This is a genomic window from Luteitalea sp. (genome assembly GCF_022842525.1).
Classification (GTDB): domain Bacteria; phylum Acidobacteriota; class Vicinamibacteria; order Vicinamibacterales; family Vicinamibacteraceae; genus Luteitalea.
Genome location: NZ_JALHPM010000045.1, coordinates 24,400 through 39,226 on the forward strand (window position 1 = coordinate 24,400; position 14,827 = coordinate 39,226).

The following is a 14,827-nucleotide window of genomic DNA, read 5'->3' on the forward strand; positions in this document are numbered from 1 at the left end:
GCCTGCCGCCCGCAGGCCCTGCGTGAAGGACATTGACGTGAAGCTCAAGATCACGGTGGACAGCAAGACGTACGAGGTGGATGTCGAGGTGGCCGAGGAGCCGGTGCGCCACCCCCAGGCGTTCATGGTGATGCCGTCGCAGGCGCGCGTACCCGCCGCGCCGACGGCGCCCGCCGCGCCAACCGACAGCGACCCCGTGGACGAGTCCAGGGTGTGTCGCAGCCCGATTACCGGCACCGTCGTGCGCCTCGTCGCGCAACCGGGGCAGGCCATCCAGCCGGGCGACATCCTGCTCGTGCTCGAGGCCATGAAGATGGAGACCAACATCACGGCGCCCATCGAGGGCAGGGTCAAGGCGATCACGGTGAACGCCGGTGACGGCGTCAAGGCCAACCAGGTCGTCGTGGAGCTCGACTGATGACGGACGCGGCGCAGGTTCCCGGATTCATCTGTTTCGATCACGTCGCCATCGCGGTCCTCCCGGGCGAACTCGAGGCGCACGTGCAGGCGTATCGGGCGCTCGGCTTCAGCGAGGTCCATCGCGAGGAGGTGCTCGGCACCGACCAGGTGCGCGAAGTGCTGCTGCAGGTGGGCGATGGACCGAACCTCGTGCAACTGCTCGAGCCCCTCACGCCGGACTCGCCGGTCGCGAAGCAGATCGAGAAGAACGGCGGTCGCGGTGGCCTGGCGCACGTCGCGCTGCGCGTCACCGACATCCAGGCCGCCTTCGACGATCTCAAGGCCAAGGGGTTCAAGATCATCGATGCGGCGCCCCGCAAGGGGTCGCGTGGGACGACGGTGTTCTTCGTCCATCCCAAGACCACCGAGCACGCGGCATTCGGCTACATCCTCGAAGTCGTGCAGGAGGGACTCCACCATGGCTGATGCCGCCGAGGACACGCCAGGCATGCCACCGCTGGCCCTGCGGGCATCGTTTCCGCCAGTGGCCACCGCCGACTGGGATGCCCTCGCCCGCAAGGATCTCAAGGGCGCCGACTACGACAAGCGCCTGATCTGGCGCACCGACGAAGGGATCGCGATCAAGCCGTTCTATCGGCGCGAGGATCTCGACGGGCTCGACGCCCAGGTGATGGCCGTGCCCGGCGCGCTGCCCTCGGTGCGCGGTGATGCCAGCCCCTGGCAGGCCGTCGAGGAGGCCGCCTGGCCGACCGACGCCATTCGCGCCGACCTTCTGCACGACGCCGGCGCGACCGCCGTGCAGGAACTCGCGTGGGCCATCGCCGAGGGCGTCGATCGTCTCGCCGGTGCCACGGCGGACGGCACGCCCGTGGACGGGCCGGCCGCCTCGATCGCGTTCGTCTTCGCCGTGGGATCGACCTACTTCCTCGAGATCGCCAAGTTGCGGGCCGCCCGCGGGCTCTGGGCCGCGGCCGTCGGTGCCTTCGGGCCCGCCTCGCCCGCGACAGGGGCGATGCGGCTGCACGTGCGGACGGCGCGGTCGAACAAGGGCACCTGGGATCCCTACACGAACCTGCTGCGCGCCACCACCGAGGCGATGGCCGCGGCCATCGGCGGCGCCGACACCCTGCTGGTCGAGCCGCAGGGCTACGAGCCCCACCTCGCCATCAACGTCCAGCGCATCCTCGCCGAGGAGGCACGCCTGGACGCCGTCGCCGACCCCGCAGGCGGGGCGTACTACATCGAGGCCGTCACCGACGCGCTCGCCCGCGAGGCGTGGACGCAGGTCCAGGCCATCGAGGCGGCAGGCGGCCACGCGGCCGCCGTCAGGGCCGGCCAGCTCGACGCCGCGATGGCGTCGGCGCGCGCCTCCCGCGAGAAGGCGGTCTCGTCGCGACGACGGACTTTGGTCGGCAGCAACAACTATCCCGACCTGACGGCGACGACGCCGGCGGCTGGCCCGTTTCCGGAGCCCGAGGGCGACGGTCCGCTGACGCCCCTGGCCCTGGCCGCGCCGTTCGAGGCGATGCGCGCGCGCAGCGCCCGCCATGCGGCCCGCATCGGCCGCGCGCCGGTCGTGCATCTGCTGACGCGCGGCGACGTCAGGATGCGCGGCGCCAGGGCCAATTTCTGCCTGAACTTCTTCGGCTGCGCCGGCTTCGCCGTCACGCAGGGCGAGGCGCTGCCGACGTCGGCCGACCTGCTCGTCCTGTGCAGTGCGGATGCCGAGTACCTCGCCCTCGCCGCGGCGGTCGTGCCGGCCGTGTCGGTGCCGGTGCTCGTCGCGGGCCATCCAAAGGATCACATCGAAGCGCTCACGGCCGCGGGTGTGCAGGGGTTCGTGCACGTCCAGAGCGATGCCGTGCAGGTGCTGACGCAGTGGCAGGACCGCCTGGGGATGACGTCATGAGCCGGCCAGACTTCTCGAAGATCACGTATGCGCGTCGACCTGAAGGTCGACGCCTACGTCACGAAGGTGTAGCCGCCGACCTTCAGGTCGGCGGGACCGCTCCCGCCGCGCCGTGGATGACCGCCGAGCACATCGCGGTGAAGCCGGCCTACACCGCCGACGACCTCGCGGATCTCGAGCATCTCGACTACGCCGCCGGCATCCCGCCCTATCTGCGCGGCCCGTACTCGACGATGTACGCGATGCAGCCGTGGACGATCCGGCAGTACGCCGGCTTCTCGACGGCCGAGGAGTCCAACGCGTTCTACCGGCGCAATCTGGCCGCCGGACAGAAGGGGCTGTCGGTCGCCTTCGACCTCGCCACGCACCGCGGCTACGACTCCGACAACGAGCGCGTCGTCGGCGACGTCGGCAAGGCCGGCGTGGCCATCGACTCGGTCGAGGACATGAAGATCCTCTTCGACCAGATCCCGCTCGACCAGATGTCGGTCTCCATGACCATGAACGGCGCCGTGCTGCCGATCATGGCGTTCTACATCGTCGCCGCGGAGGAGCAGGGCGTGACGCCCGGGCAGCTCACCGGCACGATCCAGAACGACATCCTCAAGGAATTCATGGTCCGCAACACGTACATCTACGGCCCGGCGCCCTCGATGCGGATCATCGGCGACATCTTCCGCTTCTGCTCGGAGCAGATGCCGCACTTCAACTGCATCTCGATCAGCGGCTACCACATGCAGGAGGCCGGGGCGACGGCCGACATCGAGCTCGGGTACACGTTGGCCGACGGGCTCGAGTACATCCGGACCGGCATCGCGGCCGGCCTGGACATCGACGAGTTCGCGCCGCGCCTGAGTTTTTTCTGGGCGATTGGCATGAACCATTTCATGGAGATCGCCAAGCTGCGCGCGGCCCGCGCGCTGTGGGCGCGGCTCGTGAAGGACTTCCAGCCGAAGAACCCGAAGTCGATGGCGCTGCGCACCCACTCGCAGACCTCGGGCTGGAGCCTGACGGCGCAGGACGTCTTCAACAACGTCACGCGCACGTGCGTCGAGGCGATGGCGGCTGCGCTCGGCCACACCCAGTCGCTGCACACCAACGCGCTCGACGAGGCGATTGCCCTGCCGACGGATTTCTCGGCGCGCATCGCCCGCAACACGCAGATCTATCTCCAGGAGGAGACCGGCATCACGAAGGTCGTCGACCCGTGGGCGGGCAGCTTCTATGTGGAGCGCCTCACGCACGAGCTGATGCAGAAGGCCTGGGCGCACATCCAGGAGGTCGAGAGCCTCGGTGGCATGGCCAGGGCCATCGAGACCGGCCTGCCGAAGATGCGCATCGAGGAAGCCGCGGCCCGACGGCAGGCGCGGATCGATGCCGGACGCGAAGTCCTCGTCGGCATCAACAAGTACCGGCTCGATCACGAGACGCCCATCGACGTGCTCGAGGTGGACAACAAGGCCGTGCGGGAGTCGCAGTTGCGCCGGCTGGCGCAGGTGCGGGCGGCGCGTGATGGCGCCGCGGTCACGCGGGCGCTCGAGGCCCTGGTCGAGGCGGCCAGCGCCGGCACGGGCAATCTGCTCGCGCTGGCGGTCGAGGCGGCGCGCGTGCGGGCGACCCTCGGCGAGATCTCGGATGCCCTCGAGAAGGTCTTCGGACGCTATCAGGCCGTCAGTCGTACGATCTCCGGCGTGTACTCGTCCGAGAGCGAGCAGGACCCGGAGTTCCAGAAGGCGCGGGCGATGGCCGAGCGTTTCGCGACCGACGAGGGGCGGCGGGCGCGCATCCTGGTGGCCAAGCTCGGGCAGGACGGTCATGACCGCGGCGCCAAGGTGATCGCCACGGCGTTTGCCGACCTCGGGTTCGACGTCGACGTCGGGCCGCTGTTCCAGACGCCGCGGGAGGCCGCCCGCATGGCGGTGGAGAACGACGTGCACGTCCTCGGTGTGTCCAGCCTGGCGGGGGGACACAAGACCCTGGTGCCCGACGTCATCGCCGCCCTGCGCGAACTGGGGCGCGGCGACATCCTCGTGGTGGTCGGCGGCGTCGTCCCGCCGCAGGACTACGCGTTCCTGCACGAGGCCGGCGTCACGGCCGTGTTCGGTCCCGGCAGCGTGATCCCGCTGTGCGCCCAGCAGATCCTCGAGGCGCTCGGCAGTACCCGCGCCGCATGAGCCTTCGACTCCGCCGCGGCCTGCGGCCCCGACGTCGCTCAGGGCACGCATCGTGACCTCCGCGCGCGGGCGGCTCACGGTCGGCGCGTACGTCGATGGCGTGTTGCGCGGGGATCGCGCGGTGCTCGCGCGCGCCATCACGCTCGTCGAGAGCGAGCGCCCCGCCGATGCCGAGCCGGCCGCCGCGCTGCTCGACGCGGTGCTGCCGCACGCCGGTCGATCGCTGCGCGTCGGCATCACCGGCGTCCCCGGCGTCGGCAAGAGCACCTTCATCGACACGCTCGGCATGCACCTCGTGCGGGACCGCGGCGAGCGCGTCGCGGTCCTGAGCGTCGATCCCTCCAGTCCGATTTCTGGCGGCAGCATCCTCGGCGACAAGACGCGGATGGAGCGCCTGTCCCTCGAAGAGGCGGCCTACATCCGGCCGTCGCCGTCGCGCGGCTTCCTCGGCGGCGTGGCGCGGCGCACGCGCGAGACGATCCTCCTCTGCGAGGCCGCCGGCTTCGGCACGATTCTCGTCGAGACGGTCGGCGTCGGGCAGTCGGAGACGGCCGTGCGGTCGATGACCGACTTCTTCCTGCTGCTGATGCTGCCCGGGGCGGGCGACGAACTGCAGGGCATCAAGCGCGGCATCATCGAGATGGTCGATGCCATCGCCATCAACAAGGCCGATGGCGAGACCAAGGCGCGCGCCGAGCGGGCCCGCGGGGAGTATCGCGCGGCGCTGCACCTGTTTCCGGCGCCGGCCGATGGCTGGATGCCGCCGGTCGTGACCTGCTCGGCGATCACGCACGACGGCATCGCTGGCCTGTGGGACGTCGTCATCGCCCATCGTGCCCACATGGACGCCGCCGGTCAGTTCGCGCTGCGTCGTCGGCAGCAGGCCCTGGCCTGGATGCGCGAGCTCGTGACGGAGGGGTTGCAGCGGGCCTTCCGCGCCGACCCGGCCGTCGCCGCGGCCCTGCCGGTGCTGGAGTCGGCCGTCGGCGAGGGCCACACCACGGCGTTTGCCGCCGCCCGCGAGCTGCTGGGCCGCTTCCGCCCGTAGACGCGCCTGTCTGGTCGGCGGCATTCGCCCCGATTCCGGACAATCGTCCGGCGTTCCAGATCCGGCATTCCAGCCTCGCGGCATGGCGGCATTCCCGTTGTAGGCTGTAGCGCGCGGGCGGCAGGCCGTCGCCCGCGCCATCGGAGCCTCGCAACCAATGAGTGAATTGAAGATCGGGATCGTCGGCCTCGGCTGGGTGGCCGAGGCGCACATCGAGACGTTCAAGCACGTGACGGGCGCGAGCGTGACTGCCGTGTGCTCGCGGCGGGAACTCACGCCCGCGGCCCTGCAGGCGCAGTACGGGCAGCCGCTCAAGGCCTATCGCGACTACGCCGACATGCTGGCCGATCCCGACATCGATGCCATCGACATCTGCACGCCGCATCCCTATCACGCCGAGCAGGCGATCGCCGCGGCCAACGCCGGCAAGCACCTGATCATCGAGAAGCCGATCGCCCTGTCGTGGGAGGACGCACGGCGGGTGCAGGCGGCGATTCGGGCCAACGGCGTCAAGGCGATGGTGTGCCTCGAGGTGCGCTACAGCGCCCAGTTCACGCTGACCCGGTCGGTGGTGGAGCAGGGGCTGCTCGGCGACCTGCACTTCGGTGAGGTCGACTACTACCATGGCATCGGGCCGTGGTACGGCCAGTACGGCTGGAACATCAAGAAGGACATGGGCGCGTCGAGCCTGCTGACGGCCGGCATCCACGCCATGGACATCCTGCTGATGCTGATGTCCTCGCCCGTCGAGGAAGTGACGGCCTACGGGACGACGTCGTCGAGCGAGCACTTCACGCCGTACGAGTACCCGACCACGACGATCAGCCTGCTCAAGTTCGCCGGGGGGCAGGTCGGCAAGGTCACCTCGTGCATCGACTGCCTGCAGCCCTACTACTTCCACTCGCACCTGGTCGGCAGCCACGGGACGCTGCTCGACACCAAGCTGCACACGACCAGGCTGCCGGGGATGATCAAGACGCGGTGGAGCGAGCTCGCGACGCATCCGATCGACTCGGGCGACGTCAGCGATCACCCGTACCAGCCGCAGTTCCAGGCCTTCGTGGACAGCACGCTGGCGGGCACCACCATGCCGCTGACCGACTTCGACACGGCCCTCGAGAGCCACCGCGTCGCCTATGCGGCCGACCTGTCGGTGCAGCGCGGCGTGCCGGTGACGCTGTCGGAGCTCGCGTAGCGCCATGCCACGCGTGCTCGCGCTGATGGCGCATCCCGACGACATCGAGATCACCTGCGCGGGCACGCTCCTCCTGCTCAAGGACGCGGGATGGGACGTGCACCTGGCCACGATGACGGCTGGCGACCTCGGGTCGTCCACCCTGTCGGCCGCGGCCATCGCGCGCGTCCGCCGCAAGGAAGCGGCGGCCTCGGCCGCCCTGCTCGGCGCCGGCTACACCTGCCTCGGCATCGAGGACCTGACGATCGCGCACACCGAGCGCCAGAAGCGCATCGTCACCGGATTGCTGCGCGCGGTGCGGCCCGACGTGCTCATCACCCATCCGCCGGTCGACTACATGGCCGACCACGAGCAGACGTCGTACCTGGCGCGCGACGCCGCCTTCGGATCGACCATCCCCAACTGGAAGGCGCTGCCACCCGTGGGGACCCGCGCGCGCCGCGCAGCGCCGCCCTGCGCGGCGCTGCCGTCGCTCCTGTACGCCGATCCCATCGACCTGGCCACGCCCGACGGCACCCGCGCCGCCGCGCACGTCGTTGTCGACATCTCGGCGGTGCTGGAGCGCAAGGCGGCGATGCTGGCCGCCCATGCCTCGCAGCGCGCGTGGCTGCACGAACAGCACGGCGAGGACGAGTATCTCCACTGGATGCGCCGGGTCGGCGCCGAGCGGGCACGCGCGTTCGGCAAGCGGTCCGTGACGCATGCCGAAGGATTCGTGCCGTATCGGGGGCACGCCTTCCCGAAGGACGACGTCCTGACCTCGGCGCTCGGCCGGCGCCTCGTCAAGACCCTGCCATGACGGGTTCCGCGCGAGATCACTGACCGTCGACCTGAAGGTCGACGGCTACAGGTGGGGGAGGGCCCGCTCGCCGAGCGGGCCGTGACGGCTTATCGCCGGGCCGCGACGGCCGCGATCCAGTGGCCGTCGAACTCGCCCTCGAACTGGCGCAGCACCTCCAGCGGTCGTACCAGGTCGAGCAGTTCGCCTGGCGCCAGCAGGAACGCGGGGTTCTTCGGATGGCCGGTCTCGGCCTGCCGCGTCAGGAAGGTCTCGTAGAGCAGCACGCCTCCCGGTGCCAGCGACAGCAGCAGGTGCGGCATCAGTGGCCGGTGCAGATACCTGGTCACGAGGACGAGGTCGTACCCGGGCTCCCCGAGGTCGACGTCGCTGGTTTCGAGGTCGGTGACCCGGGTCTGGACGGCAAGGCCCAGGCGATCGGCCTGATCCTGGAGGCGGGCGAGGGCGTCGGCGTCGCGGTCGATCGCGGTGACGTCGAGGCCAGTCGACGCCAGCAGCAGGGCGTGCCGGCCGCGCCCGCAGGCGACGTCGAGCGCCCGGCCGCTGCGCGGAATCAGGTCCCCGCACTCGAACAGCCAGGGGGACGGCCCGGTCATCGCCTGTGACTCATGCGCGCGCGGCCCGTCCCACAGCGCCATGCCGTGGGCGAGCTCGTACACCTGCGTGAAGCCGGCCTGCGCGAGCAGGCGCGTCGCGACCTTGCTGCGCACCGCGTGCTCGCACGTCACCAGCACGGGCGTGTCGACGTCGCCCAGCACGGCAGGTGCGCTGGCGATGAGCTGCACCGGCAACAGCGTGGCGCCGGGAATGTGGCCGAGGCCGCTGAACTCGCCCGGCGTGCGCACGTCCAGCACCCGGATGCCTGTCTCCACGAGCGCGACGGCGTCGGCGCCTGCCACCTGCCTGACCTTCCGGTCGTACGACGGGTCGAGTTGCATGCGTCAATGGTATCGGCAGTGGCGTCGGGCAGGGCCGGCTCTCCGAGCCGGCCGTCAGCGGCGGCGCCTCGTTCCGGCAGTAAGATGTCCGCGTGTCTACGACCACACGCCTCTTCCTCGTGCGTCACGGGGCCACGCAGCTGACCGCCGAGAACCGCTTCTCGGGCGCGGTCGGGGTGGACCTGTCCGATGAGGGCCGCTGGCAGGCCGCGAAGCTCGGCGAGCGACTGCGGCACGATCCGGTCTCGGCCATCTACAGCAGCCCGCTGTCGCGCACCATCGAGACCGCCACCATCATCGGCAAGACGTTCGGCCTCGAGCCCATCACGCGTGACGGCCTCGCCGAGATCAGTCACGGCCGCTGGGAGGGACTGACGCGGGCCGAGGTCGAGGCGCAGTTCGGCGACGAGTACGCGGCGTGGGAAGAAGACCCGTTCACGTTCGCGCCCGAGGGCGGCGAGTCGGGCGTGGCGGTGCTGGCCCGCGCGCTGCCCGTCATCCGCGAGATCGTCACCCGCCATCACGGCGAGTGCGTGGCCGTGATCTCGCACAAGGCCACCATCCGCATCCTGCTGAGCAGCCTGCTCGGCTTCGATGCGCGCGGCTACCGTGACCGCCTCGATCAGGCGCCAGCCTGCCTCAACGTGCTCGACTTCCGCGATGCCGTGCGCGCCCGCCTGATGCTGTTCAACGACACGTCGCACTACGCCCATCACCAGCGCTCGCCGCAGGGCAATCTCTCGCGCTGGTGGGACGGGGCCCTGACCTCGCGTCCCTGACCGGCGGCGACCGCTTGAGGGTGGCAGGGCGCGGCTTGCGGTCCCCCGCCCCGCGCGTACAGTCGGGGCGTGCTGCTGACCTTCGCGTCCGGTCACCGCCCACGAGCCGTCGTGGGCCTCACGGCGGCATGCGTGGTTCTCGGCGTGTGGACAGGCGTGCATGCGACCGCCCAGGGGCATGCGCCGCCGGCCACGCCGGCCGCGCATGCCACCGCCGACACGCGACCGCTGGTCGTCCTGCTGCGCAAGCCGTTCACCCCGACCACGCCGCTCGCCCACGTGCGCCATGCGCTGTCGTCGGAGGCCGGCACACGCCCTCGGCTCGCGGCAGGCTGACGCCGGTCGGCTGCTGTACAATCACCGCCGTTCGCGGCAGCGCACGCACACGCGTGCCTGGCCCCCATGGTTGCATCCTACCTGTCGCACTATCGCCTCCTCGGCCTGCTCGGGGTGGGTGGCATGGGCGAGGTCTACCGCGCCGAAGATACGCGCCTGCGGCGCGAGGTCGCGATCAAGATCCTCCACCCCGAGGCCGCCGCGTCGAAGGAATGGCTGAGCCGATTCCGGCGCGAGGCCCGCCTGGCCTCCGCCCTCCAGCACCCGCACATCTGCACCATACATGAGCTCGGCGAGCACGACGGCCAGGCCTTCATCGTCATGGAGCGACTCGAGGGCGTCACCGTCCGCGAACTGATCGAGGAGGGGCCGATGCCGCCGTGGCGCGTCGTGCACCTCGCCCGCCCGGTGGCCGATGCCCTCGATGCGGCCCATCGCCGCGGCATCATCCACCGCGACATCAAGCCGGCCAATCTCTTCGTCACCGACGGCGACCACGTCAAGGTGCTCGACTTCGGGCTCGCGCGGCTCACCGGCGAGGACATGGTCGGCGCCCCGGCGTCCGGTCCCGTGGCCACCAGCGCCACCGCGGCCTCTGGCGCGCGTCCGCTGCATCTCACCCAGACGGGCATGGCGATGGGCACCGTGTTCTACATGTCGCCCGAGCAGGCCAGTGGCGGCGCGCTCGATGCCCGCACGGATCTCTTCTCGCTCGGGAGCGTGCTCTACGAGATGGCGACCGGTCGGCGCGCCTTCGAGGGCGATGACATCGCGCAGGTGCTCGGCAAGATCACGCACGGCGTGTTCGTGCCGCCGCGATCGCTGCAGCCGGAGGTGCCCCGTGCGCTCGACGCCATCATCGTCAAGTTGCTGGCCTCCGATCCGGCGACGCGCTACCAGCGTGCCAGCGACCTGCTGGCCGATCTCTCGCGGGCCGACGCGCCGAGCGGCGCCACGCCTCGCGCGCTCGTCGGTCCGTCGCGTCCGGCTGGCCGACCCGGTGCCGCCGGGCGCTGGGCGGCGCTGGGGGCGTCACTGCTGCTGGTGGCCGGGAGTCTGGGCTACGGCTGGTATACGCGGCGCGCGCCCGCGCTCACCGACCGCGACAGCCTCGTGGTCGGCGTGTTCGACAACACGACGGGCAACCCGGTGTTCGACGACACGCTCGTCACGGCCCTGAAGGTGCAGCTGGGCCAGTCGCCCTTCCTCGACATCGTCCCGGATGCCCGCATCGCGGCGACGCTGCGCCTGATGGGGCGACCGGCCGACGAGCGGTTGACGCACGACGTGGCGCGCGAGACCTGCCAGCGGCTGGGCGTCAAGGCGATGATCGACGGCGGGCTGGCGCCGTTCGGCCGCCAGTACGTGCTCACGGTGACGGCCACCGACTGTCGCACGGGCGAAACGCTCGCGCAGGCCCAGGCCGAAGCCGCCGACAGCGAGGCCGTCCTCGTCGAACTCGGTCGCATTGCCTCGACGATGCGCACGCAGCTCGGCGAGTCGCTGCCATCCATCACGCGCTTCGACACGCCGGTGGCCGATGCGACGACGCCGTCGCTCCCGGCGCTGAAGGCCTACGCGCTCGGCCTCGAGGAGCGCCGCCGCGGCCGCGAGCTCGAGTCGATCGCCTTCTTCAAGCAGGCGATCGCGCTGGACCCGGATTTCGCCCAGGCGCATGCGACGTTGAGCACCGTGTACGGCGTGATGGGGGAGATCGATCGCAGCGAGCAACACGCGCGCGAGGCCTACGCGCACCAGAATCGCGTCAGCGAACGCGAACGTCTCTTCATCCGCTACCAGTACCACGATCGCGTGACCGGCAATCAGGCCGCCGTGGTCGAGACCCTGCAGGCCTGGCAGGTCGCCTATCCCCGCGATTTCGTCCCGGCCAACGCGCTCGCCGTCGTCTACAACCGGCTCGGACAGTACGACAAGGCGCTGGCCGCCGGCCAGGAGGCGCTGCGACGCAGCCCGAATCACCCGTTCGCCATCTCCAACCTCGTGGTGGCCTACCGTGGGCTCGGCCGGTACGACGACGCACGGCGCACGGCGGCCGACGGCGTGGCCGCCGATGCCGCGACGATGCCGACCCGGCGCCTGCTGTACCAGCTGGCCGTCATGGCGGGCGACCCGACGGCGTCACAGCAGCTGGCCTGGGGACGCGGGCAACCGCGCGAGTTCGACCTCATGGCGGCGCAGGGCCAGATCGCGATGTTCGAGGGGCGGTGGCGCGAGGGCGAGTCACTCTATCGGCAGGCCGCCGAACTGGCGCTGGCGCGAGGGCTCCCGGGCAACGCTGCCGGGCAGGTGGCGCATCTCGCCTGGCTGGAAGCCATCTGCCGTCCAGGTCCCGACCTCGGCGATCGCGTCAAGCGCATGATGGCCTTCGCGGCCCGGACCGACGCGGCGGCGTCCTCGAGCCGCTTCCGGGCGCTGGGCGCCCTGGCCCTGGCGGGGCGACGGGCCGAGGTGCTGGCCCTGCTCGCGACGGCGGAGCGTGACGCGCCCGAGTCGACCTACGTCCGCACCGTGCTCGGGCCGGTCATCCGGGCTGGCCTCGCCTTGCACGCGGGCCGGGCGGCCGACGCCGTCGCGGCGCTGGAGCCAGCGCGTGAGACGGAAACCGGCGGTCTTGCGGCGCTGGTGCCGCTCTATCTGCGTGGCGAGGCGTATCGGGCCCAGCAGGCGTGGGAGCAGGCGGCCGGAGAGTACGAGCGCCTGATCCAGCATCGCGGCACGGACCCGTACGCGCCGATGGTGCCGCTGGCCTGGCTCGGCCTCGCCCGTGTCAGAGCCGCCACGGGGAACATCACGGCCAGCCGTACGTCGTACGAGATGGCGCTGTCCCTGTGGCGCGCGGCCGACAGCGACTTCCCGCCGCGGCGCGCGGCGCAGGACGAGTACGACCGCCTGACCCGTCGCCCACTGCCGTGACCCCGCCCACCCACATCGCGCACTACCAGTTGCTGGAGCTCATCGGACGCGACGGCCCGATCGAGACCTGGCGCGCGCGCGACAGTCGTCTGCAGCGCACCGTCGCCGTGCAGATCCTGCGTCGGCTTCCGGACACGACGCAGGAGGCGGTGGATCGCTTCCGCCGGCAGGCGCACGTCGCCTCGCTGGTGACCCACCCCCACATCTGTGCCGTCCACAACTGGGGAGAGGAGGACGGCCATCCCTACGTCGTCCGCGAGTTGCTCTCGGGACGACGCCTGGACGAACTGCTGACCGAGGGACCGGTCACGGTGGACCGCGCCCTCGAGCTCGCCACCCAGCTCACCGGCGCCCTGTGCGCCGTGCACCGGCGCGGGCTCGTGCATGGGCACGTGCGGCCGAGCCACGTCCGTGTGACCGCCGACGGCCACGTCAAGCTGCTGGGACTCGGGACGGCCGTGGTGGACGCGTCCGCCTCCGCGCCCGACCTTGGCGCCTTCGCGACGACGGCCGTGGACATCGAGACGTCGGCGCCCGACGGCGCGCCCCTGGAGGGCGATCCGTACCTGTCACCCGAGCAGGTGGCCGGCCATCCACCGGTCGCGGCCAGCGATGTCTTCGCGACAGGCGTGGTCGTGTACGAGATGACCACGGGCGTGCGGCCGTTTGGCGGCGCCACGGCGCCCGAGCTGGCCAAGGCGATCCTGACATCGACGCCGACGCCGGTGCGTCGCCTCAACCGTCGTGTGCCGTCACCCCTGGCAGCGCTCATCGACCGGGCGCTCGCCAAGGATCCCCATCAGCGGCACGGCTCCGCGCAGGACCTGCTCGATGCGCTGCGCGACGTCCGTCGTCACGCCTCGAGTCGGTGGCGGCCCGGCGCATGGTCGCGTCTCGCCGCCATCGCCGGCGTGTGCGTCGTGCTGGCCGGCGCCGGCGTGCTGGCCTGGTGGCTGGGCTGGCGGCCCGGGGGGCCTGCGGCCGCGCGCCCCCGCAACACCGTGCTGCTGAGCGACATCCTCAACGGCACGCCCGATCCGGATTTCCAGGGCACGTTGCGCCAGGCCGTCAGCGTCTATCTCGGGCAATCTCCGTATCTCGATCTCGTGTCGGATGAACGACTGCGCGACGGACTCCAGATGATGGGGCGCCAGACGGATTCGGCGCTGACGCACGACGTGGCGGCGGAGCTCTGCCAGCGGCTCGGGGTGCAGGCGATGCTCGAGGGCAGTGTCTCGTCGGTCGGGCGCAGCATGGCCATCGCGCTGGTGGCGACCGATTGCGAGAACGGCACGACCATCGCTCGCGAGCAGCGAGAGGTGCAGCGCAAGGAAGACGTGCTGCGGGTGCTCGGCGAGCTGACGGCGTCGGTGCGCACCGCGCTCGGTGAACCGCGCACCACGCTGTCGGCGCACAACGTGCCGATCGAAGCGGCGACGACACCGTCGCTGGAGGCCCTCAAGGCCTACACGGAGGCGGCGGCGCGCCGGGCCTCCGGCCAGGAGATGGAGGGCATCCGCTGGCTGGAACGTGCCATTCGCGCCGATCCGGGCTTCGCGCTGGCCTACACCACGCTGTCCAGTGCGTACGGCGGCCTCGGCGAGACCGGCCGCAGCGAGGAGTACGCCAGGCTCGCCTACGAGAAGCGCTTGCGCGTCAGCGAACGCGAACGCTTCTTCATCACGTACCAGTACCACGACCGCGTCACGGGCGATCAGCTGCAGGCGAGGGAAGCGCTCGAGGTGTGGAGCCGCACGTACCCGCGTGACTACCGCGCCCCCAATGCGCTCGCGGTGCTGCTGAACCGGCTCGGCGATTTCGAGGGGGCGGCGGCCCAGGCCGAGGACGCGCGGCGTCGCAATCCCGCCCACGCGTTCCCCTACTCCAACCTCGCGCATGCGCGACGTGGGCAAGGGCGGTACGCCGACGCCCGGGTGGTCGCCGAGCAGGCCATCGCCCAGCGGCTCGAGACCGTCCCGATGCGACGGCTGCTGTATCAGGTGCTGCGAGTGCTCGGCGATGACGCGGCTGCGGAGCAGCAGGTGGCGTGGGCGACGAGCCGGGCCCGTGGCTTCGACATGGTCGGCGCGCGGGCCCAGGACGCGGCGTTCCACGGCAGACTCGACGAGGCGCGTCAGTTGTTCGCCGAGGTGGTCGAGGCGGCGGAGGTGCAGAAGTTTCCGCAGATCGCCTCGGGGTACGGCGCGTGGCTGGCGCTGACCGACGCGCTGTACGGCAACCGCGGCCTCGCCCTGTCGCAGGCACGGGCGGTGGCCGCCACCTCCACGGCCCCGG

The 14,827-nt window shown here is 71.1% G+C and carries 12 protein-coding genes; 11 read left to right on the forward strand and 1 reads right to left on the reverse strand.

Translation table 11 applies throughout. The features are described from left to right. Window positions 1-37: 37 nt before the first annotated feature. From Q0C41_RS11415 to Q0C41_RS11445, 7 genes are all read left to right on the forward strand, one after another. Window positions 38-418, forward strand: coding sequence for a biotin/lipoyl-containing protein (locus Q0C41_RS11415; protein ID WP_291983849.1), 381 nt, complete (start codon window positions 38-40; stop codon window positions 416-418). Further along, window positions 418-885 (forward strand): VOC family protein, encoded by a 468-nt coding sequence (locus Q0C41_RS11420; RefSeq protein ID WP_291983851.1) that lies wholly within the window; start codon window positions 418-420, stop codon window positions 883-885. Before Q0C41_RS11415 ends, Q0C41_RS11420 begins: the two co-directional genes overlap by 1 nt. Beyond that, a complete protein-coding gene (locus tag Q0C41_RS11425) occupies window positions 878-2,329 on the forward strand; it encodes a methylmalonyl-CoA mutase family protein (RefSeq protein ID WP_291983854.1) in 1,452 nt (483 codons plus the stop codon). The genes Q0C41_RS11420 and Q0C41_RS11425 overlap by 8 nt, the downstream gene beginning before the upstream one ends. Next, complete coding sequence (scpA, locus tag Q0C41_RS11430; RefSeq protein WP_291983855.1) at window positions 2,326-4,503, forward strand: methylmalonyl-CoA mutase; 2,178 nt, start codon at window positions 2,326-2,328, stop codon at window positions 4,501-4,503. Before Q0C41_RS11425 ends, scpA begins: the two co-directional genes overlap by 4 nt. Window positions 4,504-4,555: 52 nt before the next feature. Further along, window positions 4,556-5,551, forward strand: a complete 996-nt coding sequence (gene meaB, locus Q0C41_RS11435) for a methylmalonyl Co-A mutase-associated GTPase MeaB (RefSeq protein ID WP_291983857.1) — start codon at window positions 4,556-4,558, stop codon at window positions 5,549-5,551. Between the two features lie 157 nt (window positions 5,552-5,708). Continuing rightward, entirely contained in the window at window positions 5,709-6,746 is a 1,038-nt protein-coding gene (locus tag Q0C41_RS11440) for a Gfo/Idh/MocA family oxidoreductase (protein ID WP_291983860.1), read from the forward strand. Window positions 6,747-6,750: 4 nt separating this feature from the next. Then, entirely contained in the window at window positions 6,751-7,545 is a 795-nt protein-coding gene (locus Q0C41_RS11445; protein ID WP_291983861.1) for a PIG-L family deacetylase, read from the forward strand. Window positions 7,546-7,634: 89 nt separating this feature from the next. On the opposite strand, the gene Q0C41_RS11450 is transcribed toward Q0C41_RS11445, so the two are convergent. After that, window positions 7,635-8,483, reverse strand: coding sequence for a rhodanese-like domain-containing protein (locus tag Q0C41_RS11450; RefSeq protein WP_291983863.1), 849 nt, complete (start codon window positions 8,481-8,483; stop codon window positions 7,635-7,637). A gap of 92 nt (window positions 8,484-8,575) precedes the next feature. Between Q0C41_RS11450 and Q0C41_RS11455 the strand changes: the two genes are divergently transcribed. The 4 genes from Q0C41_RS11455 to Q0C41_RS11470 all read left to right on the forward strand — a co-directional run. Beyond that, window positions 8,576-9,262 carry a histidine phosphatase family protein gene (locus Q0C41_RS11455; protein ID WP_291983865.1) on the forward strand — a complete coding sequence of 229 codons (687 nt, stop codon included), beginning with the start codon at window positions 8,576-8,578 and terminating at the stop codon, window positions 9,260-9,262. A 69-nt stretch (window positions 9,263-9,331) separates the two neighbouring features. Next, window positions 9,332-9,598 carry a hypothetical protein gene (locus tag Q0C41_RS11460; RefSeq protein ID WP_291983867.1) on the forward strand — a complete coding sequence of 89 codons (267 nt, stop codon included), beginning with the start codon at window positions 9,332-9,334 and terminating at the stop codon, window positions 9,596-9,598. A 66-nt stretch (window positions 9,599-9,664) separates the two neighbouring features. Continuing rightward, window positions 9,665-12,532, forward strand: a complete 2,868-nt coding sequence (locus Q0C41_RS11465) for a protein kinase (protein WP_291983869.1) — start codon at window positions 9,665-9,667, stop codon at window positions 12,530-12,532. Further along, window positions 12,529-14,827 (forward strand): protein kinase (locus Q0C41_RS11470; RefSeq protein ID WP_291983871.1); only part of this gene is annotated, 2,299 nt, incomplete at its 3' end. The genes Q0C41_RS11465 and Q0C41_RS11470, both read left to right, overlap by 4 nt.

Excerpts from the sequence above, each read along its gene's own strand:
- Q0C41_RS11420 (WP_291983851.1), top strand. The coding sequence starts at position 418 with ATGACGGACGCGGCGCAGGTTCCCGGATTCATCTGTTTCGATCACGTC.
- Q0C41_RS11425 (WP_291983854.1), top strand. The coding sequence starts at position 878 with ATGGCTGATGCCGCCGAGGACACGCCAGGCATGCCACCGCTGGCCCTG.
- scpA (WP_291983855.1), top strand. The coding sequence starts at position 2,326 with ATGAGCCGGCCAGACTTCTCGAAGATCACGTATGCGCGTCGACCTGAA.
- Q0C41_RS11440 (WP_291983860.1), top strand. The coding sequence starts at position 5,709 with ATGAGTGAATTGAAGATCGGGATCGTCGGCCTCGGCTGGGTGGCCGAG.
- Q0C41_RS11445 (WP_291983861.1), top strand. The coding sequence starts at position 6,751 with ATGCCACGCGTGCTCGCGCTGATGGCGCATCCCGACGACATCGAGATC.
- Q0C41_RS11450 (WP_291983863.1), bottom strand. The coding sequence starts at position 8,483 with ATGCAACTCGACCCGTCGTACGACCGGAAGGTCAGGCAGGTGGCAGGC.
- Q0C41_RS11465 (WP_291983869.1), top strand. The coding sequence starts at position 9,665 with ATGGTTGCATCCTACCTGTCGCACTATCGCCTCCTCGGCCTGCTCGGG.